The organism is Mycobacterium sp. NGS15 (assembly GCF_059813245.1).
On the sequence record NZ_JCALEF010000005.1, the window covers coordinates 65,843 to 91,472 of the forward strand.

30 protein-coding genes and 1 pseudogene are annotated in these 25,630 nt (G+C 62.9%); 16 read left to right on the forward strand and 15 right to left on the reverse strand.

Features of this window, described 5'->3' with window-relative positions; genetic code table 11:
• The first annotated feature begins 9 nt into the window (after nucleotides 1–9).
• From AC5Y5C_RS14775 to AC5Y5C_RS14815, 9 genes are all read left to right on the forward strand, one after another.
• Nucleotides 10–213 carry a helix-turn-helix transcriptional regulator gene (locus AC5Y5C_RS14775; protein WP_499973416.1) on the forward strand — a complete coding sequence of 68 codons (204 nt, stop codon included), beginning with the start codon at nucleotides 10–12 and terminating at the stop codon, nucleotides 211–213.
• A gap of 491 nt (nucleotides 214–704) precedes the next feature.
• The gene (locus AC5Y5C_RS14780) at nucleotides 705–1,127 is read left to right on the forward strand and encodes a hypothetical protein (protein WP_499973417.1); all 423 of its coding nucleotides are present in this window, start codon (nucleotides 705–707) and stop codon (nucleotides 1,125–1,127) included.
• A 238-nt stretch (nucleotides 1,128–1,365) separates the two neighbouring features.
• Nucleotides 1,366–1,719 (forward strand): DUF2742 domain-containing protein, encoded by a 354-nt coding sequence (locus AC5Y5C_RS14785; protein WP_499973419.1) that lies wholly within the window; start codon nucleotides 1,366–1,368, stop codon nucleotides 1,717–1,719.
• Nucleotides 1,716–3,362, forward strand: coding sequence for a hypothetical protein (locus AC5Y5C_RS14790; protein WP_499973422.1), 1,647 nt, complete (start codon nucleotides 1,716–1,718; stop codon nucleotides 3,360–3,362). Before AC5Y5C_RS14785 ends, AC5Y5C_RS14790 begins: the two co-directional genes overlap by 4 nt.
• Before the next feature lie 367 nt (nucleotides 3,363–3,729).
• Nucleotides 3,730–3,903, forward strand: coding sequence for a hypothetical protein (locus tag AC5Y5C_RS14795; protein WP_499973423.1), 174 nt, complete (start codon nucleotides 3,730–3,732; stop codon nucleotides 3,901–3,903).
• Nucleotides 3,900–4,760, forward strand: a complete 861-nt coding sequence (locus AC5Y5C_RS14800; RefSeq protein WP_499973426.1) for a hypothetical protein — start codon at nucleotides 3,900–3,902, stop codon at nucleotides 4,758–4,760. The genes AC5Y5C_RS14795 and AC5Y5C_RS14800 overlap by 4 nt, the downstream gene beginning before the upstream one ends.
• 9 nt (nucleotides 4,761–4,769) lie before the next feature.
• Nucleotides 4,770–4,979 carry a hypothetical protein gene (locus tag AC5Y5C_RS14805; protein WP_499973428.1) on the forward strand — a complete coding sequence of 70 codons (210 nt, stop codon included), beginning with the start codon at nucleotides 4,770–4,772 and terminating at the stop codon, nucleotides 4,977–4,979.
• A gap of 16 nt (nucleotides 4,980–4,995) precedes the next feature.
• Nucleotides 4,996–5,916, forward strand: coding sequence for a hypothetical protein (locus AC5Y5C_RS14810; RefSeq protein WP_499973429.1), 921 nt, complete (start codon nucleotides 4,996–4,998; stop codon nucleotides 5,914–5,916).
• Between the two features lie 232 nt (nucleotides 5,917–6,148).
• Complete coding sequence (locus tag AC5Y5C_RS14815) at nucleotides 6,149–6,511, forward strand: hypothetical protein (protein ID WP_499973432.1); 363 nt, start codon at nucleotides 6,149–6,151, stop codon at nucleotides 6,509–6,511.
• Between the two features lie 71 nt (nucleotides 6,512–6,582).
• Here the strand turns inward: AC5Y5C_RS14815 and AC5Y5C_RS14820 are convergent, their stop codons facing one another.
• From AC5Y5C_RS14820 to AC5Y5C_RS14830, 3 genes are all read right to left on the reverse strand, one after another.
• Complete coding sequence (locus AC5Y5C_RS14820) at nucleotides 6,583–7,305, reverse strand: hypothetical protein (protein WP_499973435.1); 723 nt, start codon at nucleotides 7,303–7,305, stop codon at nucleotides 6,583–6,585.
• 383 nt (nucleotides 7,306–7,688) lie between these two features.
• A complete protein-coding gene (locus tag AC5Y5C_RS14825; protein WP_499973437.1) occupies nucleotides 7,689–8,351 on the reverse strand; it encodes a hypothetical protein in 663 nt (220 codons plus the stop codon).
• A gap of 338 nt (nucleotides 8,352–8,689) precedes the next feature.
• Nucleotides 8,690–9,508: a hypothetical protein gene (locus tag AC5Y5C_RS14830; protein ID WP_499973438.1), complete on the reverse strand. Its 819-nt coding sequence runs from the start codon at nucleotides 9,506–9,508 to the stop codon at nucleotides 8,690–8,692.
• 320 nt (nucleotides 9,509–9,828) lie between these two features.
• Here AC5Y5C_RS14830 and AC5Y5C_RS14835 point away from each other — a divergent pair, with 320 nt between their 5' ends.
• The 5 genes and pseudogenes from AC5Y5C_RS14835 (at nucleotide 9,829) to AC5Y5C_RS14855 (ending at nucleotide 13,062) form a co-directional block, all read left to right on the forward strand.
• Entirely contained in the window at nucleotides 9,829–10,149 is a 321-nt protein-coding gene (locus AC5Y5C_RS14835; protein ID WP_499973440.1) for a hypothetical protein, read from the forward strand.
• A 7-nt stretch (nucleotides 10,150–10,156) separates the two neighbouring features.
• Nucleotides 10,157–11,971 (forward strand): TNT domain-containing protein, encoded by a 1,815-nt coding sequence (locus tag AC5Y5C_RS14840; RefSeq protein WP_499973442.1) that lies wholly within the window; start codon nucleotides 10,157–10,159, stop codon nucleotides 11,969–11,971.
• A gap of 58 nt (nucleotides 11,972–12,029) precedes the next feature.
• The gene (locus AC5Y5C_RS14845) at nucleotides 12,030–12,362 is read left to right on the forward strand and encodes an Imm63 family immunity protein (protein WP_499974545.1); all 333 of its coding nucleotides are present in this window, start codon (nucleotides 12,030–12,032) and stop codon (nucleotides 12,360–12,362) included.
• A 129-nt stretch (nucleotides 12,363–12,491) separates the two neighbouring features.
• Nucleotides 12,492–12,575: pseudogene (locus tag AC5Y5C_RS14850) on the forward strand (hypothetical protein); the annotation flags it as partial.
• Between the two features lie 157 nt (nucleotides 12,576–12,732).
• The gene (locus AC5Y5C_RS14855) at nucleotides 12,733–13,062 is read left to right on the forward strand and encodes a DUF3349 domain-containing protein (RefSeq protein ID WP_499973443.1); all 330 of its coding nucleotides are present in this window, start codon (nucleotides 12,733–12,735) and stop codon (nucleotides 13,060–13,062) included.
• Here AC5Y5C_RS14855 and AC5Y5C_RS14860 read toward each other — a convergent pair whose 3' ends face one another.
• From AC5Y5C_RS14860 to AC5Y5C_RS14895, 8 genes are all read right to left on the reverse strand, one after another.
• Entirely contained in the window at nucleotides 13,063–13,587 is a 525-nt protein-coding gene (locus tag AC5Y5C_RS14860; RefSeq protein ID WP_499973446.1) for a hypothetical protein, read from the reverse strand.
• Nucleotides 13,588–13,596: 9 nt separating this feature from the next.
• Nucleotides 13,597–15,048 (reverse strand): LLM class flavin-dependent oxidoreductase, encoded by a 1,452-nt coding sequence (locus AC5Y5C_RS14865; protein WP_499973448.1) that lies wholly within the window; start codon nucleotides 15,046–15,048, stop codon nucleotides 13,597–13,599.
• Between the two features lie 56 nt (nucleotides 15,049–15,104).
• Nucleotides 15,105–16,148, reverse strand: a complete 1,044-nt coding sequence (locus tag AC5Y5C_RS14870; protein WP_499973449.1) for an NAD(P)-dependent alcohol dehydrogenase — start codon at nucleotides 16,146–16,148, stop codon at nucleotides 15,105–15,107.
• 70 nt (nucleotides 16,149–16,218) lie between these two features.
• The gene (locus tag AC5Y5C_RS14875; protein WP_499974547.1) at nucleotides 16,219–18,090 is read right to left on the reverse strand and encodes an ABC transporter ATP-binding protein/permease; all 1,872 of its coding nucleotides are present in this window, start codon (nucleotides 18,088–18,090) and stop codon (nucleotides 16,219–16,221) included.
• 89 nt (nucleotides 18,091–18,179) lie between these two features.
• Nucleotides 18,180–18,656: a nitroreductase family deazaflavin-dependent oxidoreductase gene (locus tag AC5Y5C_RS14880; RefSeq protein ID WP_499973451.1), complete on the reverse strand. Its 477-nt coding sequence runs from the start codon at nucleotides 18,654–18,656 to the stop codon at nucleotides 18,180–18,182.
• Between the two features lie 12 nt (nucleotides 18,657–18,668).
• The gene (locus tag AC5Y5C_RS14885; RefSeq protein ID WP_499973453.1) at nucleotides 18,669–19,259 is read right to left on the reverse strand and encodes a TetR/AcrR family transcriptional regulator; all 591 of its coding nucleotides are present in this window, start codon (nucleotides 19,257–19,259) and stop codon (nucleotides 18,669–18,671) included.
• A gap of 59 nt (nucleotides 19,260–19,318) precedes the next feature.
• On the reverse strand, nucleotides 19,319–20,188 hold the full coding sequence (locus tag AC5Y5C_RS14890) for an EamA family transporter (protein ID WP_499973456.1): 870 nt from the start codon (nucleotides 20,186–20,188) through the stop codon (nucleotides 19,319–19,321).
• A complete protein-coding gene (locus AC5Y5C_RS14895) occupies nucleotides 20,185–20,757 on the reverse strand; it encodes a TetR family transcriptional regulator (RefSeq protein WP_499973458.1) in 573 nt (190 codons plus the stop codon). Before AC5Y5C_RS14895 ends, AC5Y5C_RS14890 begins: the two co-directional genes overlap by 4 nt.
• Before the next feature lie 36 nt (nucleotides 20,758–20,793).
• Between AC5Y5C_RS14895 and AC5Y5C_RS14900 the strand changes: the two genes are divergently transcribed.
• On the forward strand, nucleotides 20,794–21,210 hold the full coding sequence (locus AC5Y5C_RS14900; RefSeq protein WP_499973460.1) for a hypothetical protein: 417 nt from the start codon (nucleotides 20,794–20,796) through the stop codon (nucleotides 21,208–21,210).
• Between the two features lie 9 nt (nucleotides 21,211–21,219).
• Here AC5Y5C_RS14900 and AC5Y5C_RS14905 read toward each other — a convergent pair whose 3' ends face one another.
• From AC5Y5C_RS14905 to AC5Y5C_RS14920, 4 genes are all read right to left on the reverse strand, one after another.
• Complete coding sequence (locus tag AC5Y5C_RS14905) at nucleotides 21,220–21,693, reverse strand: SRPBCC family protein (protein ID WP_499973462.1); 474 nt, start codon at nucleotides 21,691–21,693, stop codon at nucleotides 21,220–21,222.
• Nucleotides 21,694–21,827: 134 nt separating this feature from the next.
• Nucleotides 21,828–22,340 (reverse strand): nitroreductase/quinone reductase family protein, encoded by a 513-nt coding sequence (locus tag AC5Y5C_RS14910; RefSeq protein WP_499973464.1) that lies wholly within the window; start codon nucleotides 22,338–22,340, stop codon nucleotides 21,828–21,830.
• A complete protein-coding gene (locus AC5Y5C_RS14915) occupies nucleotides 22,337–22,615 on the reverse strand; it encodes a YciI family protein (RefSeq protein ID WP_499973466.1) in 279 nt (92 codons plus the stop codon). The genes AC5Y5C_RS14910 and AC5Y5C_RS14915 overlap by 4 nt, the downstream gene beginning before the upstream one ends.
• An 81-nt stretch (nucleotides 22,616–22,696) precedes the next feature.
• The gene (locus tag AC5Y5C_RS14920; RefSeq protein WP_499974551.1) at nucleotides 22,697–23,704 is read right to left on the reverse strand and encodes an ABC transporter substrate-binding protein; all 1,008 of its coding nucleotides are present in this window, start codon (nucleotides 23,702–23,704) and stop codon (nucleotides 22,697–22,699) included.
• Between the two features lie 225 nt (nucleotides 23,705–23,929).
• Between AC5Y5C_RS14920 and ctaD the strand changes: the two genes are divergently transcribed.
• A complete protein-coding gene (gene ctaD, locus AC5Y5C_RS14925; RefSeq protein WP_499973467.1) occupies nucleotides 23,930–25,627 on the forward strand; it encodes an aa3-type cytochrome oxidase subunit I in 1,698 nt (565 codons plus the stop codon).
• Nucleotides 25,628–25,630 lie beyond the last annotated feature (3 nt).

Consider the following 25,630-nt stretch of genomic DNA (forward strand, 5'->3'; position numbering starts at 1 on the left):
GGAGTCATTGTGTTGGACGAAACAGCGACGGCCAGGGAAGTCGCCGCCTATTTGCACACCAGCGACGCTGGTCTAGCGCAGATGCGCTATCGGGGGCTCGGGCCGAAATTCGTCAAAGTCGGGCGCAAGGTCATCTATCGGTGGGCCGACGTCCGGAAGTACCTGGATGCCAACACCTGCCAGCGCACCGACGATCCGCGAGGTGCGGCCTAATGCGGGCCTATCCGCAGGACTGCCATGCGGATTTAGGTCTCATCGAGAACGACAACACCGATGAAATGCGAACTGCTCCAGCTGAATCCGGTGTTAGAGCACCGGGCCGGAGCAGTTCTGAACACCCACCCATCCGTTAAGTGAAAGGACGTTCGAAGATGACTTTACCTGCAACGACCGGCGGTTCGGTAGGCCCGACACCTTCTCCGTGGGGGAGACAGGCGCTGTGCTGCACGTGCGGAAATCTGCGTACGTGCCGACGGCCCCGGAATTACCGGCAGGAGAACTACTACCTTCGGGGCCCGGTGGATCGGGATTGGCATCGGGAGACTGCGGACCTCAAGTGCTCAGCGTGCGGCCGGGTCACTCGTCACGCTCTGCTGGTCCGCAACGATGTTTTTCGGGATCATGCCGAGGAGCTACAGCGGATCGCGTTGGGGGGTACGTCGAAGTCATGGGTCGAACCCGACCGTATTCGTGAGAAGTACCGTATGGGCAGGCAGGCAAATCCCTACCGCAGTCACCTGGCCTTCCAGTGCGACATCGAGAAGGCTGATCTGGAAGGCACTTTCGCGGTCACGGCACTCTGCGGCGAAATCGTTGATCGGTCGCCAACGAACAGGGCGCCCGTGGCGATCGATTTTCTGCCCAGACGAGTCAAAGACCTATCTGACTCCGGCGATAAACAGATCGAGCCACGTCTCGGCGAAGTACAGCGATACGACCAGGATTGCCCGCCGGAGGGTTGGGATGTTCTGGATTGCCCGGACTGCCTCCGGATAGCCAATGCTCAGCGTCTTAAGCGGCGTCGAGTAGCGCTGCTGTCCAAGCTCCTCGAGCTGTCGAGTCGCACCCTTGATTTGGACGCGTCTACGGTCGATCGGCTTCTTGGGATCACTGAGGAGCTGTCGTGACCGCCGACGCAGACCGCTGCCAGCGGTGCAATCGGCCGATCAAGGCCGCGCGGTCGGTCAGCCGCCAGTGTGGACCGGCCTGCTGGCGCCGGACAGCTGGGACCTTTTCATCGGAGCCGATAAAGAGCGAGGTAGATGGGTTGAGTTCTTCGGTCTACGCCGCGGAATCCCTATTCAGGGTTGACCCTGAAATGGCTGAACTGGAGGAACGTGCACGACGGGCTTTTGAGGCCTCGTGGTGAATGGCAAGGAGGTGGAGGCCCCGGTGATCGCGCCGGGGCGCTCGCCCGCCTCCTTTGAAGTCAGTTGGTGGGCCGTACACGAGTTCATCACCGCTGTTGTCCGGCAGGCGAATACCAGCTTGCCGATGGCAGGTACCCCGGCGTGGTGTGCCCTGGCCGATGGTGATCCGTGCAAGCTGCTGGCGCTGGCTGTCGCCGGTGAGCATCACGTGCTCCGTATCGAGCTCGGCCAGATCGCCTCATCTGAGGCGTCGAAATCTGTTTCCGCAGCTGCTGATTGGGGTCGCATTTCAAATGCAACCCTTGCCGGTCGCGGCCCGAACTACATCCCCCGGAAGAGGGCATCTTGAACAACGACGAGTTCTTCACCGCGACGACAGAACTGCAGACGATTCATCAGTGGGCGCGCGCTCGGTATGCCGCACCCTGGGCGGTGTTCGGTGCGGTGCTGCTGCGGGTGGCGGCCACCGCTGAACCGGACGTGCAGCTGCCGGGGTTGATTGGTGGACGCGCCAGTCTCAACCTCATGGCGGCGTTCGTGTCGGCTTCCGGTGGCGGTAAGGGCATCTCGGACAAGGTGGCCCGCCTGGCCTGGCCGGCGGACATCATGGAGCAGCCGATCGGATCCGGAGAGGGCCTGGCTGCCACGTTCAAGCGCCACGATAAGGAGGATGAGAATTCCGATCCGCCGACGACGCGCGCGATCCTGAACGTCCCTGAGATCGACACCCTGGCCGGGCTCGCATCGCGTCAGGGTTCGATCCTGCTGGCGCAGCTCAAGAGTGTGGCGATGGGCGAGCAGATCGGACAGGCCAACGCCTCAAAGGCCACCAGCCGCATCGTGCAAGCGCACTCCTACCGTTGCTGCCTGTCGCTGGGCGCGCAGCCCGGTCACTGCGGGGTGATCCTGGATGACACCACCGGCGGCACACCGCAACGGTTCCTGTGGTTCCCGACCACCGACCCCTCCATGCCCGCCGACGCACCCGCTGACCCGGAGCCGCTGAACACCCAGCTGCCCGCGTGGGGGCCAGATAGCGACGGCGTGGTCGAGATCATCTACGGGCCAACAGAGATCCGCCAGAGCGTCATCACAGCGCACCTGGCCCGCCAACGCGGCGACGCTGACGCTCTGGACGGGCACGCCCTGCTGACGCGGCTCAAGGTGGCCGCGACACTGGCGATCCTGCACCACCGCTCCGCAGTCTCCGAACTGGACTGGCAGCTCTCTGGTGCGGTGATGGCTGTATCGAATGCCACCCGCGACTGGATCGTGGAACAGGCCAAGGCTGCCCAGCGGGCAAAGGTACGTGACCGGGCGACGGCACGCGCCGCTGGTGACGCGATCTATGACGACCGCCTCCTCGATGGCGTCAAGCGATCCATCCTCAAGACGCTGGAGCGCGATGGTGAGCAGGCGGGCAATGTGCTGCGCAGTCGTATGGGCAAGCGTGATCGCCGCGACATGTTCGATCAGGCTATTGCTTTGCTGGAACATGGGGGTTTGGTGGTTGCCTGCGCCGTCGAGCGAGGGACTCGATACCGGCTTTCCGGAGTTCAGGGTGAACCACCGGTTCAGGGTCAATCACCGCAGGTCAAGAAGGGTGAACCGAAAGTTCAGGGTGAACCCAAAGACGTACCCGCCCAAAGGCAAACCGCCAGTTCATCACACCCAGACCGCCCGCCTGAGGGTGCGATCTCAAATCCGACCCCAACCCCCGAGGAGACCGTGAAACCGCCCCGTCCTACCACTTGTGAGCGTTGCTACGTTCAGCTCCCGGCGGCCGCTACCGCCGCCCTGTGCGACGACTGCGACGGCGCCCCCGCACCCGACGCATCGACGGACCGGCCCACCGATGCCCACGCGAAAGCCGAGAAAGATCGGATAGCGCTGCGCGTTGCACACGACGGCACCCACTCGGACGGATCATTCTCCACGCCAGCCGAGTACCGGGCTGCCCGCCAGCAGCAAGCGAAGGGCAAGACGGCGTGAGTGACGCGCGCACGGGCAGAGGCGAGCGTGAACCTCTCCGGAGATGACCTCCAAGCCGCGCTGTATTGCTGCAATGAGTTGATCGATCGACGTGCCCGCGCAGGTATCCCGGTCCCGTCATGGATGGCCCGCCTTGCCTGCCACCTCGACCTGGCCGCACTGGTGTCCGACACAGGACATGAAACCGGCAGTGATCCAACACTATTGGAGTCAGAGGAATTGATCGGCAGCGTGCAGGCCGCCCGGCTGCTCGGAATCTCGCCACGGCAGCTGCAACGCATCGCCACCGACCTAGAGGGCCAAAAGATATGCGGCCGATGGGCTTTCCAAGCCACAGCGGTCCGTGAGTATGTGAAAGGAAGAGACGATGGCAGACATCGCCGACGCGTTCAAGCAGCACCTATCGAGCCTGAGTGAGCAGGAGTGGTCGGCGCTGGTGGCCGAGGTACGCACCCCCGAAGCCGCGCACGGCAGTGGGCCGGGCGCAGACGGCAAGGCAGCCGCCAAGCGCCGCTTCGGCAGCAAGGAGGGACAGCGATGACGACACCACTTCTGGCCAGCACACCGTTCCTTCCTGATAACGAATACTTGGCCGCCGCCCTGCACCGGATCCCCGACCATGCGCGCCTGGTGACACTGCGCGCCAAGCTGATTGCTCATCAGGTGAGCTTGACCCCACCCACTGCGCCGGCGCCGCCCCACGAGGCCACCGACGACATCGACGGCTGGCTCACCGAAGTCAACCAGTCCGCGCATGCGCGGCGCCTCTGGCAAGAACAAGTCAACGCCCTGGCCGCGCAGGTGCAGCAGTGCAACATGGCGCTATCCAACGCTCCGCACGCACACGCCCATGTGCTGCTCTCGGCGCTTGCGGGCGAGTTCGATTCGGTAATCGTCCAAGCTGTTGCGATCACCGACCGTCTCCACGGCGCACGTACGGCAACCGAAGCCATCGCCGCCGGGGCCGCTGATGCCTGGCGGCAGCTCGCGCCCTTGCGCCAGGCATACGACCGGATCCGAGAGGGCCAACACACCCTCATGTACCGCATTGCCGATCCGCTCCTCTTGGGCAATGCGGTCTCCGAACACATCGATGACCCGATGGCGTCAGATCTGGTGCTGGCCAACCTCGATCACGTGCTGCCCGGCTGGCGCGGACCCCAGACCGGAGTCATCCGCTTGCAAGGCCCACCGCCCGACCGGCGCCCGTGGCCGGCCGATCCGATCGGCCAGCTGATCTGGCTCGCCACAAGCAAGGCGCGTCCATGGGTGCCGACCATGCAACAGCTCGAGGGACTGTGGACCGATCGCCGCCTGCGCACCGACCCGACACCGACACCCACCCGCACCATCCGCCCACTCGCGCGGGAAGCCACCGCGATCTTCGCCACCGACTAGGAGAACCTGATGCCCGATCTATCCGATGCCTTCGAGCAGCACCTGCGCGCCATGCCCGACACCGACTGGGACGCGCTGGTCAAACGAGTAAGGCCCGCCACCCGCGTCTCAACTATCCCGCTGGCCAACGAAAACCCCGGCAACGCCGAGAACTTCCGGCCCCGCAAAGCCAACGAAGGACTCGCCGAAGCCCGCCGACGCGGCTACATCACCGACTAGACAAGGACCCCATCTGATGAACACCCACCTGCCCGAAACATCCCCTGAGACAACCAATGTGCCGTTCCGTAGCCGCAACCATCCAGTGGCCGTACGGTCCCGGCACAACCCGCACCTGACCACCATGCTCGCCGATATCCCCGAGTACCTGGTGGCCACCGCCACCGCCGAACGCGCCGCCACACTCGCCGTCGAGATCGCCCAGAGAGCCGAGGCGCAGACCCCAGCGCTGCCGACCGCCCCCGAGCAGATCACCCCCGAATGGATCGACGGCGAGGTCGCACGCCGCCGCTACGGCACAGACTCAGCCGCACAGATCACACTGCTCGGCGAAGTCGAATTCGGTGCCCTGCAACAAGCCTGGCAGCACATCGAACAGCGCAGCACCACACTGATCGAACAACTCGCAAACCAGCTCCAAGACCTCATCGACCGCGCCACCGTGGCCGCCGGGCATCTTGGGGATGAAGTGGGCTGCGCCGCCGACGCTATCGACCACGGCCTCTCCAAACACTGGAAGACCCTCGCCGACGCGCGCCGCGACTACGACACCCTGCGCGACGCCCAGCGCACCGTGTACCGCTGCGACACTGTCCATTTCGACCGCGCTGCATGCGGGGACGAGAACCAACGCATCACCGACCCCGAGGCCCGCCTCTACTACCACCGCAACCTGTCCGCGGCCGCCCCCGGCTGGCGCGGGCACACCAGCACCGAGCGGATCGACCAATTCGGCGACACACCCTGGCCCACTGATCCCGTCGAGAAACTGCTCTGGTTCATCCGCAACGACACCGGCATCTGGTGCCCCACACCCCGACAAATCACCGACCTACTCGCCAGCGAGGAAGACCACCGCCCCCTCGCCCATGCCGCCCCTGCCCCCGGCACCGCACCGGCCGCGACCGACCTGTGGAACACACCACGGCACTGGTAGACCACGGCGGCACGGTGTCAAACCCTGAAATGCATCGGGCAGGGCAAGGCGACGCCACGACCCGACAGACAACCGGCCAGCGCCGACCTGCACCGTGCCGCCCGACAACCGATCTCGCGGAGAGTGCGCCGCGCACTACGAGCGCGAAACACCGATTCGCTGACCTGCCTCCCCGGTTTGAGCCGGCGGGTTGCGTAGGGTATGCGCATAACTCAATTGCCAGGGGGGCACTATGCGCGACATTTACAAACATGAGATGTGGAACGTTGAGGAACTACGGGGCGCTTCGGCGCGGCTGAAGAATCTGGAGGCTCAACTTAGGGCAGCGGATCCGACCGATGAGGAATTGGCACGACTGCTCTTCGGGGAGTTCTCGGCGGTCATTGCGGGCCTGGACTTGAGTAATGGGTTGCCTGCAACGCGACCGCTCGTAGACCTCTTCGCAGCAAACCAGAGTCCTGACCCACTACTGTCCGCCGACGTAGTCCGGATTTTTGGTGACGCATTCTGGGAAATTGCTCAGTCCTTCGACCAGACATTCTCTGGGATTAAACGTCGAATCGACCGCTTCAACGCAGGCCTACCGCTCTACTGAGTCTGCGGTTCAACGCATCTGCGCAGGGCCGCGCCACTGTGCCCGCACCGAGGACCGTGGGTGATTGTCGCCTAGGGCTGCCGGAATGGGCCCTCGCCGTTGAGCAGCTCCAGATTGCGAACCTGCTTGTACTTGCCTAGCGGCCTGGGAGCGCCGAAGATCCGTCGGAACAGTCTGGGGCCATGAGTACTTGCCCAACGCCGGAACCGTAGCCGATGCTGATGCCAAATGAACCATTGCCATTCGTACATTGCGGTGTCGGTGAGGACGAGACGCTGGCGCACGGCCTGCGTCCTGAGTCCTCCGTTGCGTGGCTCCTGCCAAGATAAGACACACCACGCCTTAGCGATGTCATTGACCGGCAGGTAGAACTGCCACGTCACAGTCTTGTCCGCACGAGTCAAGGTGGGCATGGTTGGAAAGGGCTTCGTGTCGTCCACCTGTTTGAGCTGCACCACGGCCCCATCGACCTCGACGTGAACGGAGACGGCCTCAAGGGTGCGGTTGCCGACGAGTTCTATGGTTGCCTCGCACAGTTCGTAAAGAACCCCGTCGGGTTCCTCGGAGTGACCTTCACGTCGCCACGCATTGAAGCTGAGTACTCGACCGGTAGCTTGGCGGCGCTCGAGAGTGAGTTGCCACCACGCAACGCCAAGAGCCAGGACCGTCGCCAACGAGACGATGTTCTCGACGGTCTTTCCTGCGAAGCCGGGCAGATGATCGGCAGACCAGTTCCAAAGGCTTGATGCCACGTGCCAGAGCCAGCTGATGGTCCCGATGAGTGCAGCACACATGGCTCGCATCCTCGCAGGAAACCTAATACCCAGGGCACCACCCCCTCCCCGGGCAGCCCTGGACAGCCGTAACGCTCTGTGAAATCCGCTGTGTACGGATCCTGATATTTTCCGGCATAAGCCAATCGGGGGGTATTCCGATGCCCCACAACAGCTTCCGCTATAGGCGTGTCAATACAATTGACATTGAGATTCCGGATTTACACAGGTCAGACGCCCCGTGCTAACGCGGGCATCGCCCCACGCGCTTTTTGCTGGTGCCGATAAAAAGCCCTTGACCAGTCTTTTTATGTGAACGGGGAAATGGGTCGGGCAGCAACAGGGTCACGCCGACTGCATGCGTACCAAGTAGAGGGTTGGATTGAGCGGGGCTCTCGTGCGTCTCATAACCGAATCACAGCCTGGTTGGTGTCCACTTTCCACCTGCGCCCGTTCATGTCGGTGTATTCGACTGCAACGTAATCAGCCGGAACATCCGGGATGCCTGAGGGAAACAAGACCAGCAACTTGTCCGGTTCAACCACTACGTTCGTGATGTTGGTGCCGGTGTAAAAGGTTCTCCTCTCGGATGGGTACAGATCGAAACCATTGACCTCCGCCAACTCCAAGGGAACGTCCTGCCCTTGCATCACAAACCGCGTCACCCTGATGTCAAAGATGCGGCTAATGCGACGATTTCGAATCCCTACGGCCGCGCGAAGCCTCGAGCCGGCCACGTGCCTCTGAGCTAGTTTCTCGGCTGTGACACGTACCAACCCAGCTTCGCGTGCCAAATCAGCATCGCGTTGCATATCGGCCTGACGGCGATCGGTGACAGCGATCCACAGCGCCACCCCGGCCGCAATCAGACTCCCCATAGCGCCCAGCCATTGACCAAAGCCCGTGTACCACTGAACATCCTGCCCAGCCCACTTGGCTATCTGGCTGCCCAGCCAAAGGAGCGACACCGAGCCCACGGCGATAACGGCGGCCCAGAACCACACACCGCGGGCGCGAATCAATTTTCGGGCCGCGCCGGTAATCCTGGCTGGGGGTGTCTCATCCATCCTCGCAATGTAGCGACCATGCGGGTGCGTCTTGGTTCTCAGCTACTCGTTGGAGCGCCACTGCTGATGAGCTGCACACGCCGCATGCCAGCATGATGGGCCACGGCGCCTCACATCTAGAGGTCCGCCCCATCCTCGAATTTCGTTGACCTGGTAGTAGGTCGGGTGTCCGTTGATGCACTTCTCGCCGGTGGGTTCTTGATAGCTCGTCATTCCCTCACCGTAGGACTCCAACTGGGGGCGCGTGGCTTCATGTTGCCCCCAATCTGACGGCTGCATGAACATCACATTCACCACCGGCCCGCAACGGGTTGGGGCGATGCCGCTTGTCCGGTGCGTCAAACTGAGTGGGGGGCGAATCCTGAAGGGGCTTGCCAACCTAAAGCGAGTGTAGATCGGCCCTGGTACAAGCGAAGTAGATCCTCTAGCAAGTGCATCGCTGGCATGGTTACGGCCAGTAGGCGTGTGTGGTCGGCGGTCAATCGAACAAGCGATACCCCAGAAATCTCAGTGGGCCGCTGCTCCATTTCGTTCATTACGAGGTTGGCCCATGGCCTGCCGTGAGCAAATCCGGAGCAGATTTGCCAGATCAGATACGGCCTCGACGCCGTTGAGTGGTCATCGGCATATGTCATTGCCTCTGTGCTGCTGTATCCGTTTCGGATCTTGGTCAGATCGCAGGCCGCTGCCTGTGCCAGCGCTTCGACGCGGTCGAGTTTGGCCGCTAGAGGAGGCCGGTTTGAAATTGTCTTTGTCGCGCGGTCTTGGTCTTTGAAGTTCGTGGTCCACCAACGAAGGCCATGTTCTATGCGTATGACGGGGTTGTCTGAATGAAGGATCCAGAACCCGGCGCCGAGGTTCTCAAGGGCTCCGCGGGCAAGTCCGTAGGAAGCAGCCGAGTGCAGTGTTTGGGCATCGACGATCAGCGTTTTTAGGGCGTGAAGGTGGTTGACGCCCGAGTTCAGGCACCACCGAGCGCTGTGCGACAAGTGGTAGGGGTCGGTTGCCCTGTCGTCGTCTGCCAGCACGGACTGCGGGGAAACTTGGAAGTCGGTCGGGTCTTGCAGACGGTCCATGACGGATTCGATGGCCGGTCCGATTTCGTTATGCCACTTGGCTGCTGCCATCTCTTCGGTAATCTCGGGTTGTTCGCTCACCGCCGGAATGTATCCGCACAGAGGCACCGGCGCTCCGTTTTGTTGCCAAGGCGCTGTCTCGCGAATGAATCGGGATTGGGGGTGTCGCCCCCTTGCGCTGGGGGTGGGTTAGACCGAACGGGGCGGCATCGGCCTCTGGTGGCGTGCCGGGCCCTGTGGTGAGGCGCCGGCCCTGGCAATGATTCAAGGCATCCAGGGCCGACACCTGGGGCTGACTTTGACAGATAGTCGGCTTCTGATTCTGGTCGTTGCCTAGATTGGGTACTGAGCCTGTAGTGTGCTGTGCATCACTGGGGTGTTTGCCGAAGGGGGGTGACGCGATGTCGGGCGATGAGAACGTGCTCAAGGTTGATCTTGCGGCGTTGGGGAAGCTTGGTCCGCATCTGCGGACGCTTGCCGGTCAGATCACGGGGAGCATTCCGGCCGGTGGTTCGGCGCCTGCTGGTGCTGATCCGGGGTTGGCGGCGCTGCATGGGGTGTCGAAGGCTATCGCGGATGTGAAGCGGATCGGGGCTGCCCGGTTGAACACGATCGCTGATTTCGCTGACGAGGCGCACCAGGATTTTACGATCACGGAGAGTTCACTGGGGACCGGCTACCGCAACCTGCCCAGCATCTATAAGCCGCCCATCCAAACGTAGGCGCGCGGTGACGACGCTCGATGAGTTCATGGCGGCCAAGGCCAATGCCTATATGGCGGTGGTGGATACCTGGCGACCGCAGACCACGCAATTCAAGGAAGCCTACGACGACTACAAGCGTTGGGCCGGTGCCCCCGCGGGCACGGAGTGGACGGGGCTTACCGCGAATGCAGCCTATGAGCGGGCGGCCATCGACTGTCACGGCTCCGATAACGCCGACGACACCGCCGAGGATGCCGTCAAGCTTGTCACCGCCACGATCACCTACGAGGTGGTGCCCAATCTGACTGGCGGCCAGAACCTCGTGGAAAGGGTGCTGGAGCAGAAGGATCGGGTGTCGATCGATCAGAGCTTCAACATGGACTATCACCCGGCCGAGGGCGAGAGTAACGAGTCGATAGCTCGAAACCGCGAGCACGTCAAGGAATCTGAGCGGCTGATCAAGGAGTATGTCGCCAAGTGGGAGAAGGGCTGTCAAACCCTCAAGGGCCAGGCCGATACCGCGGCCCAGGCAATCACTGGCTGCATCAACCCCAAGACAGCTTTCGCCGATGGACGCAAGGCCCTGCGTGATGCCGCCAAGCCCGGCGAGGGTCCAGCCACGGTGACCGCGACCAGCGTCAATTACAAGGAGCTGTACCCCAAGAAGACCGCGCCCGCCGGGACCGAACCGGCTGGCGCTGGCGGCAACGAGGCGATCGACTACAAGAAGCTGTACCCGAAAACCACGGTGGACGGGCACCAGATCGGCAGCCTGGGATCCATACCCGGGGTCGGCGACAGCACCAACAACGCCCCGCAGCCATCGGCGGCGACTCGTCCAGTGGGAGCGGTGCCGCCATTCGACCCGAACAGTCCAGCCACAAAGGCAGGACTTGGCGCGCTACGCAAGGACCTGGAGGCTAAGGGCTGGACCCCACAGCAGATCGACGCCGGACTCAACAGGGTGCTCACGCCGGGTAAGACCGTGGAGGAACCGTCGCCGTGGAAGAGTCCTGACGGAAAGGCGCCGCCACGCCCGGGCTTCGCCGAAGGGTTCGGGGACGGCTGGAACGGCTTCTTCGACAGGGTGCACAATCTCACTGGGCAAGAGGGCGTCGATAAGTTCATGGACGGCTGGAAAGACCTCGGCAAGGGCGTTGGCACAGAGGTATTCGAGCGGGCCGTCAATCCGATCGGTGCGGGCATTAGCGATGTCAAGGACGCCAGGGACTTGATCAACTCACCAAATCCGGGCTACACCTTCGGCCAGATAGCCGGGGAAACCGCACCCGGGCTAGCCACCTTGCCCTTCGGCGGCGAAGGTCTAGCAGTCAGGGCGGGCCTGCCCGCCGAGATCCTCACCGAGGGTGGGGCACCGGCAGCGATACTGCGAGACTGGAACCCGACCGGCGGTATGCCCTGGAAGGACTTTGAAAGCCAATTCGGTACACCCGGAGAGTCCCGGATCTGGCCGACCGAGAATCAGGGCTTCCCACCGGGATACGTCCCGCAGGAGGCGAACCTACCTGCGGGCACGATCATCGACAGGTTTGGCTCCGAGTTCGGCCGGTACCTCGCGCCTGATGGCACACCGTTCGCGGACCGCGCGTTAGCGCCGGAATCAGTTGGTGGAGCGTACAACCGGTACATGGTTACCGGAGAGTCGCTACCTCCCGGATGGCGAATCGTGGAGGGGCCACTCGAACCTTTCTACGGACAAACACCGTCACCAGGGACTGTTCAATACATGATCGAAGCGCCGGGTGACGTTCGGCCGACAGTATGGGAACTGGAACGATTGGGGATACTTAGTAAGGAAGGGCCGCCCCTTGGACGATAAATCGCGTGAGTTGCAACTGGAGATAGACCGGCTGTCACAGAAGCTAGATATCCGACCCATGACTGTCGGGCTGTTGACCAAGGATGGCCTGAATATCTTTGTGGCAGAAGATGGTACTTACCACTTCGCCTTCTATGAGCGCGGACAACTTGGGTTCGACAAGGCGGGCAGCCTCGACGACTTGCTCTATTGGTACTGCCAGAGCATCGTCACCCGTGAAGCCTCCGCGCGAGTAGGTGACCGAAAGGACAGATTCCGGTACGAGTACGACTGGCTCAGCGAGTTCGATACTGAGTGGGCCAAGCGAAACGTCAGGGAAACCGCGGACATGTTTCGCAGGTGGAAACCCCAGGATATTTCGCTGCTCCCCGACATAGGGGAACCGCTATAGGGGAGTGGCAAGCGCGTGCCCACATCGTGCCCACAATCTGCCCACAGTTACAGATAACCAACGTGAGTTACCGTGATGTATTTGGGCAGGTCGAGCCCCTCGCAGCCCCGTGAACTGGTAGCTGTTTAGAACCACGACTTCTTCTCCGGATCGGGCTCGTCGTATGTCATCGGCAAGGCCGTGAACACCGAAGATGAGGACTGGGAGTTCTAGGTCTCTCAACGCCACGAGACATGAAAGCCCCCGGCACGCCCAGCGTTCGGGGGCTTTCACGTCAGGTCGGCGGTAGTAGCAGATTCACAAATGAACGGCCGGTGAACTGTACTGATGTCACCTCGCGCTGTGAACCTGCTGCAGGGACACTGTTACCGTGACGAGCACATCGATTATCGGTTCGATCCTGTCCTGGCTGTCGGCCGGATACCCGGAGGGGGTTCCCCCCACGGATCGATTCCCGCTGTTGGCGCTGCTGCGCCGCACGCTGACCGAAGAGCAGGTCAAGGAAGTGGTCGCCAAGCTGACCGACCCCGAGTTGGGTGCGCAGGTGGACGGTGTGGTGAGCAAGGACGAGATCGAGAAGTTCATCTCGGATGTGACCAAGGATGAGCCGACCGCTCAGGACATTTCGCGTGTCGCCTCTCGCCTGGCCGCTGGAGGGTGGCCCCTGGCGGGTGTGGACGCCACCGCGCTCAACGCGTAACTAGAACGCCCAGTTGCATTCTGGGCTCAACACGAACCCGTGCGTACCGCGCACATCGTCAACTGAACACGCGATGGTTGTGGGCGCCGGGGTGGCACATACCAAGGTGGTCTGGCCACCGTCCTTGTTATACACGGGCGCGGCTATCTGCACGCGGTGATGGCTGGGTAGCACCGGAATGCCGGATAGGTAGGGGGTGTCCTGCGATTCGCCCACTGTTGCGGGGGCGCCGTTGTTGCGTGCGTAGGCACCCAGATCTATTTGTGCCGACCCGCTGCCCTTAGGTCCGGCGCAGGTCCACTGGAAATACGGGTTCCACCCGGCGCTCTCGCACACGACGCCATCGGGTGTGGCTAAACGATAGACCTTGACGTTGAAGTACTGCAGGGAATCGACTATGGGGAGCCCGCTGATGTCGGGGAATTCCGGTGGTGGTTCGGCAGCAGCGCGGCAAGCGTCCAGAGGCGTCAGGCATAGTGCCACAACGCATGTGATCAGCAGGGCTTTGCTGCCCCGGTTTTCCATGGAGGCAATCTATCGCCCCCGCGTAGGTGCCGACGCGGTGGACCCGGACGACGACGGGACAGTGGAGGGCCGGTCGATGATCGTCGAGAGCGGTCCGCCGATTCGGTACCTGGCGCCGCGGTGCTCCTCGGGCAACCGGTCGCCATTGCCCAGTAGCTTGTGGCGCAATGTTCCTGGGGTGTAGGCATTTTGGTATGCGCCACGTTCGGTCAACACGGGGGCCACGTACTCGATGAAGTCCTCGAAGGTGCCCGGTGTGATCGCGTAGGCCAGGTTGAAGCCGTCGACATCGGTTTCCTCCACCCACTCCTGCAGGGTGTCGGCCACCTCGGTGCCGGAGCCGACGACGCGCGGTCCCATACCGCCGATCTCGCCCCATTCGGCGATATCGCGCACCTTCCATTCCCGGCCGTCATCGGTGGCCGACTGAAACGCCGCGACCGCCGACAGGATCGCGTTGGAGTCGACATTGCCGATCGGCTCGTCCAGGCCGTAGCGGGCCAGATCGACCCCCATCCAGCCGGACATGAAGACCAGTGCGCCCTCGGCGCTGCCATAGCTCAATAACTCGCGGTGCTTGGCGTGTGCCGCGTCGGAATTCTCGCCGGTGACTACGGTGGTGAGGTTGAAGATTTTGGCGGAGTAGGGATCTCGTCCGGCTAGTTCCAGCTCACGGCGGATGGTGGTGACGGTCTGGCGCAACAGGTCCTTGGTCGGGGCCGCGGTGAAGACCGCCTCGGCGTTCTCCGCGGCGAAGCGCACCCCGCGCGGCGAGGATCCCGCCTGGTAGATCACCGGAGTCCGCTGCGGCGACGGTTCCACCAGATGGACTCCGGGAACGGTGAAATGTGTTCCCTCATGGCCGATGTGGTGCACCTTGTCGGGATCGGTGAAGACCCCGCGCGCGGCGTCGCGGACGACGGCGTCATCCTCCCAGGAGCCTTCCCACAGCTTGTAGAGCACCTCCAGGTACTCGTCGGCGTGGTCGTACCGGGCGTCGTGCGCGGGCTGGTCGGTTTGCCCCATGTTGCGTGCCGCGGCAGGCAGGTATCCGGTGACGACGTTCCATCCGACTCGGCCCCCGGTGAGGTGATCGAGTGTGGATAGCCTGCGCGCGAACGGGTATGGGTGTTCGAACCCGGTACCCGTGGTGACCCCGAAGCCGAGGTGCTCGGTGACCAGCGCCATCGCCGAGACCAAGAGTAGGGGGTCGGCCACCGGAATTTGCGCGGCCTGGCGGATGGCCGCCTCGTCGCTGGCGCCATAGATGTCGTACGTGCCAAGCACATCCGCGATGAACAGTCCGTCGAAGCGGCCACGTTCGAGTAGCTTGGCCAGATTTGTCCAGTAGGCCAGGTCTTTGTACCGCCAGGACTGGTCGTCGGGGTGCCGCCACAGGCCGGGGGATTGGTGTGCAACGCAATTCATGTCGAACGCGTTGAAACGGATGACGCGGGTCATCCCCTCAGCATCGGCACCCCGACGACATCAGTCACCGGTTGTACTCGGGATGAAACTTACAAAGTGGCGGTGTCGATGACGAAGCGGTATCGCACATCGCTGGCGATCACCCGCTCGTACGCCTCGTTGATGTAGTTGGCATCGATGACCTCGATCTCGGAGCCGATGTTGTGCTCGGCGCAGAAGTCAAGCATCTCTTGGGTTTCCGGAATCCCGCCGATGCCGGACCCGGACAGGCTGCGGCGGCCGAAGAGCAGCGGGAAGGCCGGAACCTCGATGGGGTTCTCCGGTGCACCGAGCTCGACCAGGGTCCCGTCAACATTGAGCAGACCGAGGTACTTGCCCATATCGAGATTGGCAGAGACGGTGTTGAGGATGAGGTCGAAGCCATAGCGCAGATTCTTGAAGGTGTCCGGATCGGATGTGGCGTAGTAGTGGCTGGCGCCCAGGCTCAGTCCGTCTTCCAGCTTCTTCAGCGACTGGCTCAAGACGGTGATCTCGGCGCCCATCGCGGCACCGAGCTTGACGGCCATGTGTCCGAGTCCACCGAGTCCGATGACCGCGACACGCTTGCCCGGACCGGCACCCCAGTGCCGTAGCGGCGAGTAGGTAGTGATGCCCGCGCACAACAGCGGGGCTGCCTTGTCCAGCGGCAGGCTGTCGGGGATGCGCAGCACGAAGTCCTCATTGACGACCACGGCTTGGCTGTATCCACCCTGCGTCTGGGTGCCGTCGCGGTCCTTGGCGCCGTAGGTGCCGACCATGCCGCCACCGCTGCAGTACTGCTGCAGCCCGGCCAGGCACTGAGGACACGTGCGGCACGACTCGACCATGCAGCCCACGCCGGCGTGATCGCCCGGCTTGAACTTGGTGACTTCCGAACCGACCGCGCTGACGACGCCGGCGATCTCGTGGCCGGGCACGATCGGATAGTTGGCACGTCCCCATTCGTCGCGGACGGTGTGGATGTCGGAGTGGCAGATGCCGGCGAACTTGATGTCGATGAAGACGTCGTGCGGACCGAGCTCACGGCGCTCGATTGTGATGGGGACCAGCGGTTCCTTGCCGGATGTTGCGGCGTAGGCAGAGACGGTGACCATATATGCGTCCTTTTGCGATAGTTAACGAAGCTACCGATCTCAGACTACTCGCCCCATGCATGGAGTGCGCTTAGACGGGTGACAGCGACCACCGGCCGTCGCCGAGTAGCTCCAGCTTCTGGGTGTGGTGCTGGTCAACGGTGCTGCGGTGACTGACGCTGAGGACAGTGCAATCGGGCACCTCGGTGCGGATGAGGCGGTAGAGCGCGAACTCCAGGCCCTCGTCGAGCGCCGAGGTCGACTCGTCCATGAAGACCACCTTGGGCTTGATGAGCACGATGCGCGCGAAGGCGACGCGTTGCTGCTCGCCGGGAGAGAGCACCTTGATCCAGTCTGATTCCTCGTCGAGGCGTTCCACGAGGTGCCCCAGAGACACCTTCTCGAGAGTCGCACGCAGTAGGTCGTCGGAGAAGGTTCCTGACTCGGCGGGGTAGGTCAGCGCATCTCGCAGATCGCCAAGGGGGATGTACGGCATCTGAGAGATGAACATGGTCTCGTGCTCACCGCCAGGTCGGCTCCAATGACCGTCCGTATAGGGCCACAGCTGTGCCAGGGAACGCAGCAGCGTGGTCTTGCCGCTACCCGAAGACCCCTTGATGACGAGGGCGTCGCCCGCATTTAACTCCAGGTTGACGTCATCGATGAGGTTGTCGCCATTGGGTTTCCGGACGTACACGTTCTCCAGGGTGACGCCGGAATCTTGGCTGCCGGGGTCAAGCGACGGCAGCTCGCGGGATTGCCTGTTGGCCTGCAGCAGTCCGTCGAGACGCATAACCGTTGCGCGATATGCCGCGAAGGTGTCATACGCGTTGCGGAAGAACGAAAGTTTGTCGTGTACTTGGAGAAACGCGTTGCTGCTTTGGCTTACGTCGCCATAGGTGATCTGGCCGGCGATGAGACGAGGAATCTGGATCATGGAGCTGAATGCCTGGGCAGACTGCGAAACCGCGAAGTTCCAGCCCGTGAAGCTGATGTTCCGATGAGTAAGTCGCCAAAAGTTGACGATTATGGAGTCGAACCGCCCCTTGAGCTGATGCGATTCGGCACGCTCGCCACGGTAGAACGCAACGCTTTCCGCCGTGTCACGCAACCGCACCAGTGCGTAGCGGAACATAGCGTTGAGCCGTTCGTTGAGGAAGAAGCGCCGAATCAGTGGGCGTCCGAGTCTAAACGCAATGAGTGTCGCGATAAGGACATAGATGTATGTGAGAAACACCAGTGCCCTGGGAATTGCGATACCGGCGACGGTAAGTGGCCCCGAGAGGTTCCACAGGATGATGGTGAACGAGGGCAGGGTGATGCAAGCGTTGACGGCACCGAAGGCAAGATGAGTCGTTGAGCTCTGGATCGAGTCAGGCGACGTCGACATGGTCACAAAACTGTTGATGTCGGCCTGAATTCGCTGATCTGGGTTGTCGATGGTGTTGTCGATGAACCGCGATCGGTAGAAAGCCTGGCCGCTGAGCCAATCTGTCATCACCCGGCCTGTAAGCCATACGCGCCAGCGAATGACGAACCACTGCACGACGTAGTAGTCGACCACCAACAGTGCGATGTTGATGGTGGCAAGGATGGCGAATCTGACTATGTTGTGCCAGAAAAAGGCCTTCGCGTCGGCCATCCCCTCGCCATCGCGAGCAAGTGCTTGCACGATGTACTGAATGGAAGCCGACATATCGTTGTAGTAGTAGGAAAAGACCACTGAGAGACGCACATGCGTTACTACCGTGAGCAATATTAGCGCGACTTGAGTCCATGGAATCAGATCGTTGCGATTGGTGTAGTAGCCGCGGGTAATCCGCCAGAACTGCCTGCCCCATTGGGTCAGCAATATGAGCGCGAATGCAATAAGCAGAAAGACCGCAACGGTGACGGGCCAGACCCAGGAAATCCACTTGATGGACTCGGTGAGGACGGTGCCCCAATCGATCGCTGTCTTGATCACTCATGCCCTCCGTGCTTGTCACTATCCAGTTGACCGCGGAGTGTACGGGCACAGACTGGGCACGTCCTGGCAAGCGGTAGAGCGGCCTATGCGACGGGTGTGAATCTCACGAAGGGGATCGACCGTCCGACCTCGCGATAGTCATCTGCGGAGCCGTCGACCTCAAAGCCCATCAGACGGCTCAGCTGCTTCGCCGATCGGGGACGTTGCATCGCATAGTGCGCCATGATGTCGCCGCCCTCTTCGGTGGACAGTGTGGTTGCCCGCGCACCGTGGACGCGGTTACCTACCTGAATGATCACCTCGGGTGTCTTGCGGATGTTCTTGTACCAATCCGCGGCCGCGCCAAACCCCGACGCCGTGACGATGCTGCCGTCGGCTCTGACCTCGATGACCTCCAGTGCGGCCTGACGAGGCAGGCCGGACGTCCGCCCGGTATGGGTCAGCAGCATGATCCGCTTGCCCACCAGGAATCCCAGGCGGGCCCGGAACAGCGTGATGGGCAGGCGCCAGAGCAGGCGCTGGAATCCCGTTGGGGGGTCCGTCTTCTGGGTCCTTTTCACGATGAGCTCCCTTCATGGCTGGTCCAACAGGCTTTCGAGCAGTGAAAATGCCTCGGCCGTCTCGATATGGGGATCGACGGAGTGATGCAGTACCAGGCCGTCCATGAACGCGATGATCAGTGTCGCCAGCCCGGCCGCGCGGCGCCGTGACCAGCCGGGGTGCCGTAGCCGCACATGGTCGGCGATCTCGGCACGCACCTCCCTGAGCTTGACGCCCAGCGCCGCACCCAACGCGGAATCGCGGGTCGCACCGGCGATGAGCTCCACGGCCAGGTGCATCGCGTTGTCATCGCTCGCGGTCTGGGGGAGCGCGTTGCGCATCGCGCGTAGCGCTGCGCGGGTGTCGGGCGCATCGAGGAAAGTGGTGACCAGAGGGCTGATTACCAGCTCGCAGGTCTGGCGTGCGACTGCACAGTGCAGGCCCGGCAATCCGCCGAAGTGGTAGTGGATAAGGCCGGGATTGGTCCCCGCGCGGGTGGCCACGGCCCTGGTGGTCACCGCCGGCCAGCCCCCCGCGCACAACAGCTCAACTCCGGCATTGACCAGCTGCTCGCGGCGGCGGCCACCGCGGGCTGAATTTGGTCGATCGACCAAATTGGTCATACGGCCAAATTATCACCTACCTCGTCGAATGTGGGCCCCGCCGTGGGACTCGGCGGGAATTAGGCGCCGGTTCTCACGGTTGGCGGGGAGTCTCGGCGTGAAGCGACCGCGACCACGATCGCGAGGATTCCGAAAAGCTCTGGTGTACTGGGAATCTGGTGCATGACGAGTATGCCGATCGCGGTCGCGGAGAGCGGTAGCAGGGCCAGGAGCACTGCGAAGTGGCTCCGCCCCGCCCGTCGCAGGATCACCTGGTCAAGCCCGTAGGGGATGACGTTTGAGAGCAGGCCCATCAGTAGCCCCAGCACGAGGATATGGACGACGGGTATCTCACCATGAGCACTGGAGATGCCGAAGGCCATGACCGGGACGGTCACGATCATGGCGACGGTGAAGCCGACGGCTAGTGAATCGGCCGGATTTCCCTGCAGCGCAACACGTTTTCCCAGAACAATGTATCCGGCCCAGAACAGCGCCGCGAGCAGCGCGAATGCCATCCCCGCGGGCTCGGCAGAGAGCTGCACATCGGCGATCAGGATGACGCCGACGAGAGCGGCCAGAACCGAGAATCCTTCGCGGATCGACCGCGACCCGATGGCCGCGACGCCGATCGGTCCCAGGAATTCGATTGCCACCGCAGTACCTAACGGCAGCCGGTCGATCGCCAGGTAGAACGACATGTTCATCAGCGCGGTAACCACTCCGAAGCTGCCTGCCCACCACAGTGCCCGGCCACGCCAGGCCGCACGCCCGGGCCGGGCGATGACGAGAAACACCAGCGCCGCACCGCATATCCGCAGCCAGGCCACGCTCGCCGGGTGGAGCCACTGGAAGAGGCTGACCCCGGCCGCTGCGCCCACGTACATCGAGGTGCCGCTGACAAGCATGAGGGCGGGGGCGGCGAGCCGGTGGCGCTCGGGTTCAGTCACCGTGACGCCAACAATGTGCGGACCGCCTCCGCCAGATCTTCTTCGAGCCACCCGGGCAGGCCGGGCATGTGGCGGCGTACTGCGGCATACGGCAAGTCCACCACGGCGCGCATCAACCGGTCGCGGCATCGCGCGTCAGTGCGGCCATAGATGGCCCGCGTCAGATCACGCATGGCGGCGAACAACGGCTCGTTCATCGTGTCCAGTGCGGTCACCGCGTCGGCTCCCAGGACATCGGCGCTACGCAAGGTGAACAGCAGCCGGGCGTCATCGGGATTGGCTCGTGCGAACAACGGCACCGAAAGAGCAAGTGCCACAGCAATATCAACAGGATTTGCGGAGGAACGGAGCGCGCGGAAGGCGTGTTCGTGGAAGCGCTCGACCGCACGCAGCCATGTCGCCGACATGATGGCCTCGCGGTTACCGAAGCGATGGTTCAGTGTTCCGGCCGGGGCGCCGGAGGCGCTCGAGATGGCCGCGATGGTTGCGGCTCGGGGGCCGCCGTCGAGCAGCAGTGATCGCACCGCGTCGAGGATGTCATCGCTGGTGTGCTTGCGTTCGGGCGCCATCTGGAATATCCGTCCTAATTCTGATAAACCTTAGATATGGAACATCCATCCTATATTGACGAGCATGCGATCCGTATCGACGCGCCGCGGGGGCGGGTGTGGGAGAGCCTGCGGCACTACATTGACGCGTTTCTGCGATCCGCTGAACGCAGTCCGCTGGGCGCCATATTGGGCACCAGTCCGCGTGCGGGCTTCGCTGTCGACGGCGTTGACCACGAACAGCGGCTGAGTTTGGCAGGGCAGCACCGTTTTTCGCGCTATGAGTTGGTGTTCGAGCTCGACGAGACGGGCGACGGTGGCACCCAGCTGCGCGCGCAGACATATGCGGATTTTCCTGGCCTGCGCGGCCAGATCTACCGTGCGCTGGTGATCGGCACGCGCGGCCACGTATTGGCGACCAATCATCTCCTGCGTTCGGTGAAACGACGTGCCGTGGGCGTGAGTTCGTGCTGAACCGGATCGCTACGCGTTCAGTTCACGCCGGGCAGATTCCGCGGCAAGCGCCCGCTGGAAGCTGCGGACAAACCCGATCTGGGTCTTCTTGAGCTGTCGCTCGAGGAGGCCGGGCAATCGGATCTTGAGATCCAGGGAGATGTCGGCAGTCAGCCGGGATTCGGGGTCGTCGGGGACAACGGTGAACCGGCTGATGTTATGGCGCAGGGTTTTGCTTTCCAGCAGGGTGAGTTGGCAGCCGTCGGGGTACCACTCGTACTCGGTCAGGGAATCATCCGAGATCCCGAGCGTGGAACTCACCGTTCGCACCAACCGTGGCGAGCCGTCGTCAAATGATTCGACGACGGTCATGGCGCTGGTGACAGGTGGCCACGTCGGTAGGTGTGGGCGCAGCCAACCATCGACGGACTCCACGTCCTTGAGCACCTCGAGGACGGTCTCGGGCCTAGCGGCGACGGCAATGTCGATGCGTTCTTGGATCACGTTCCAGCCTTCCGCGGACTGCGGGGAACGTTAGCCCATTGCGGCCAAAATGGAGGTATTTGTGGCAAATTGATTGTTAAATACCTGTTCAGTACCAGTACTATGGGTACGGGTACTGTTCGTTACGAATAGCTTTAAGTGGCGCGTTCGAGGACGAAAACCCTGATCTCACGCCCGGTACGGCCCTTGTAGGCGGAGTACACCTCGAGCATCGCCTCAAAGCGCCGGTAGTAGTCGTCGCGCTCTGCGCCCTGCACGAGGGTGGCGATCACGTCGAAGGTCTGCCCGGCCAGTGTCACCGTGGCGCGCGGGTTGGCGAGCAGGCTAGTGGTCCATGCGGGGTGCTTCTCCTGGCCGAAATTGCTGCCCACCAGTGCGATTCGATCGCCGTCGTGGAGGTACAGCAGCGGGGAGACGCGTGGCTGGCCAGATTTGCGACCCGTCGTGGTGAGAAGCAGCGTCGACAGGCCCAACGGGCCCAGCACGGTGTACCGGCTGCCGGTGCGCTCCATGACGGCCCGATCCAGTGGCGTCAGCTTGCGGATGGTCCACGAACCCGGTTTGGTGGCGGCGAACTTGGCCGCAACCCGGGACAGAGTGCTATCCGGGTTGCCCCAGCGATTCTCGGGAAATCCCTTGGTGCTCACGGAATTATCTCTGCTTTGCGACCCGCGTTGAACCCAATCCGGGTGTACTCGGCAACCCCGGCCGCGGTGTACGGATCGGCAGCGATCAGGGCCTCGGCGTCATGTGCACTGATGTCGCCGGTGACCAGTACGCCGCCGGTGCCCGCCTCGTTGCGGCCGCTGATCAGCAGATTGCCTGCCGCGATCTCGCCGTCGAGCCACTCCAGGTGTGCGGGGCGGACGCCGTCCACGACGTCGAGCGGTTGGGTATAGGTCAGCTGTAGCACGTGGTACATGCCGGGAGCGTAACGCCTGGAGCGGTGGACGGGCCCGGTGCGACTGAGGATCTACGCGACTGGGGGGATCTACTGGGGGATCTAGTTGATGGGTGCGTTGACCCACTGCAAGTCGTCGAGGATCCCGCGGGCCGCGACAATTCCGTCCCCGGTCTGCCAAACCTCGTTGTTGACGGCGAACACCCGGTTGTCGCGTGTGGCGCCGAGCGCCATCCAGGGCTTGGTGCCGAAAATCCGGGCAGCCCGAGCCTTGGCCGAAGGACTGGTGAACGAGACATAGACGATGTCGCCCTCGGCGGCCGAGAAATCCTCGGTGCTGATCTCGATGAACGGGGTGTCGGTAAACCGTTGGGTGGCAGGACGATCCAATCCCACGGTGGCGAACACCGAAGCGGGGAAGTTATTGGCGCCGTATACCCGCACCGTCTGATCGGTGAACTGGACGATCGAGGCCTGGAAATGTGTCGCGTCATTCTCGCGGCCCACCTTCTTGGCGGCGTCGACGAAGCCCGACCACAGTTTGTCGGTGTCCGCGGTTCGCCTGGTGGCCTTACCCACCAGGCGAACGTGCTCGGCGAGATCGTGCCCGGACACAATCACCGTGGGCGCGATGGCGCTCAGGTCGAGGTAGGAATTCTGCTCGCCCATCGAGCTGAGGATGAGGTCAGGTTGGGCGGCGCCGATCTTGGCCAGGTCCGGAGATGCCATCGGACCGATTGACGGCAGGTCATGGACCACAGTGCCCAGGTACGACGGGGGAGACGTCGCACGGTCCGCCAGGGCGACTCCGACAATGCGTTCCTGCAGCCCTAACGCACACAGCGTGTCAATGGCACCGGCGTCGAGGACCACGATGCGTTTGGCGTCCTCGGGTACTTCGGTCTCGCCCTGGGCGTGCCGCACCTCGCGCGGTGCGGCCGAGTCGACAGGCGCTGCATCCTTGGCGCAGGACTCGTCGGGCTTGCGCGCATTGCCCAACACACCTGCGCCGGCGATCTTGGTCGTGCTGGTGGCCAGGGTGCTCGGGGTCTCGTTGGTGGGTTTCTCGGTACAGCCGGACATCGTCGCCGTCACCAGCGCTGCCGACATCACGGCAGCGCCCCAGAACCTCGCTGTCTGCACCCGGTTGAACTTACCGCGCGGGTCCCCGAACACGCGGGTAGGACGCCGCGTTCACGTCCGTACGGACGTGAAACACCGTCAAGTACGACTCTCTGTAGGACCCGCTCCGCGATCGAGGGTGGCGCGGGCTAGGATTCACCCCAGACATGCAGTCACTGGAACGACTGCGCGCTACAAGGAATCGGAGGAGCCGTGACCGCCGAAGCACCCCCCATTGGTGGATTGCAGGCCAGCCGCCCGTTCCCGCCCCGCATGGGCGCGCGGGGCACTCTGATCTATCGCTTGATCACGACCACCGATCACAAGCTGATCGGCATCATGTACCTGGTCGCGTGCTTCGCGTTCTTCCTCATCGGTGGCTTGATGGCGCTCTTCATGCGCGCCGAGCTGGCGGTGCCGGGCCTGCAGTTCCTGTCCAACGAGCAGTTCAACCAGCTGTTCACCATGCACGGCACCGTGATGCTGCTGTTCTACGCGACGCCCATCGTGTTCGGCTTCGCGAACGTGGTGCTGCCGTTGCAGATTGGTGCGCCTGACGTCGCCTTCCCGCGTCTGAACGCCTTCTCCTTCTGGCTGTTCCTGTTCGGCGCCATGATCGGCATCGCCGGCTTCATCACCCCCGGTGGCGCCGCCGACTTCGGCTGGACCGCCTACACCCCGCTGACCGACGCCATCCACTCCCCGGGTGCCGGAGCCGACCTGTGGATCATGGGTCTGGCCGTCGGTGGTCTGGGCACCATTCTTGGCGCAGTCAACATGATCACCACGGTCGTGTGTATGCGTGCCCCCGGTATGACGATGTTCCGGATGCCGATCTTCACCTGGAACATCCTGGTGACCAGTGTGCTGGTGCTGCTGGCCTTCCCGCTGCTGACCGCCGCGCTGTTCGGGCTGGCCGCTGACCGGCACCTGGGCGCGCACATCTTCGATCCCGCCAACGGCGGTGTTCTGCTGTGGCAGCACCTGTTCTGGTTCTTCGGACACCCCGAGGTGTACATCATCGCGCTGCCGTTCTTCGGCATCGTCTCGGAGATCTTCCCGGTGTTCAGCCGCAAGCCGATCTTCGGATACACCACCCTGATTTACGCGACGCTCGGTATTGCGGCGCTGTCCATCGCGGTGTGGGCGCACCACATGTACGCCACCGGCGCCGTGCTGCTGCCGTTCTTCTCCTTCATGACGTTCCTGATCGCGGTTCCGACCGGTATCAAGTTCTTCAACTGGATCGGCACCATGTGGAAGGGGCAGTTGACCTTCGAGACCCCGATGATCTTCTCGGTGGGCTTCCTGGTCACCTTCCTCTTCGGTGGGCTGACCGGTGTGCTGCTGGCCATGCCGCCGGTCGACTTCCACGTCACCGACTCATACTTTGTGATCGCGCACTTCCACTATGTGCTCTTCGGCACCATCGTGTTCGCGACCTACGCCGGCATCTACTTCTGGTTCCCGAAGATGACGGGCCGCCTGCTCGACGAGCGTCTCGGCAAGTTCCACTTCTGGCTCACCTTCATCGGGTTCCACTCCACATTCCTGGTGCAGCACTGGCTAGGTAACCAGGGCATGCCGCGCCGGTACGCCGACTACCTGCCCACTGATGGCTTCACCTTTCTGAACTCGTTCTCGACGGTCGGTGCCTTCATCCTGGGTGCCTCCACGCTGCCGTTCCTGTGGAACGTGTTCAAGAGCTACCGCTACGGCGAGGTTGTCACGGTCGACGATCCGTGGGGCTATGGCAACTCCCTGGAGTGGGCCACCAGCTGCCCGCCGCCGCGGCACAACTTCTCCGAGCTGCCCCGGATCCGTTCGGAGCGCCCGGCATTCGAGTTGCACTACCCGCACATGTCCGAACGCATGCGCGCCGAGGCGCACGTGGGTGGCGGCCACAAGTAACCG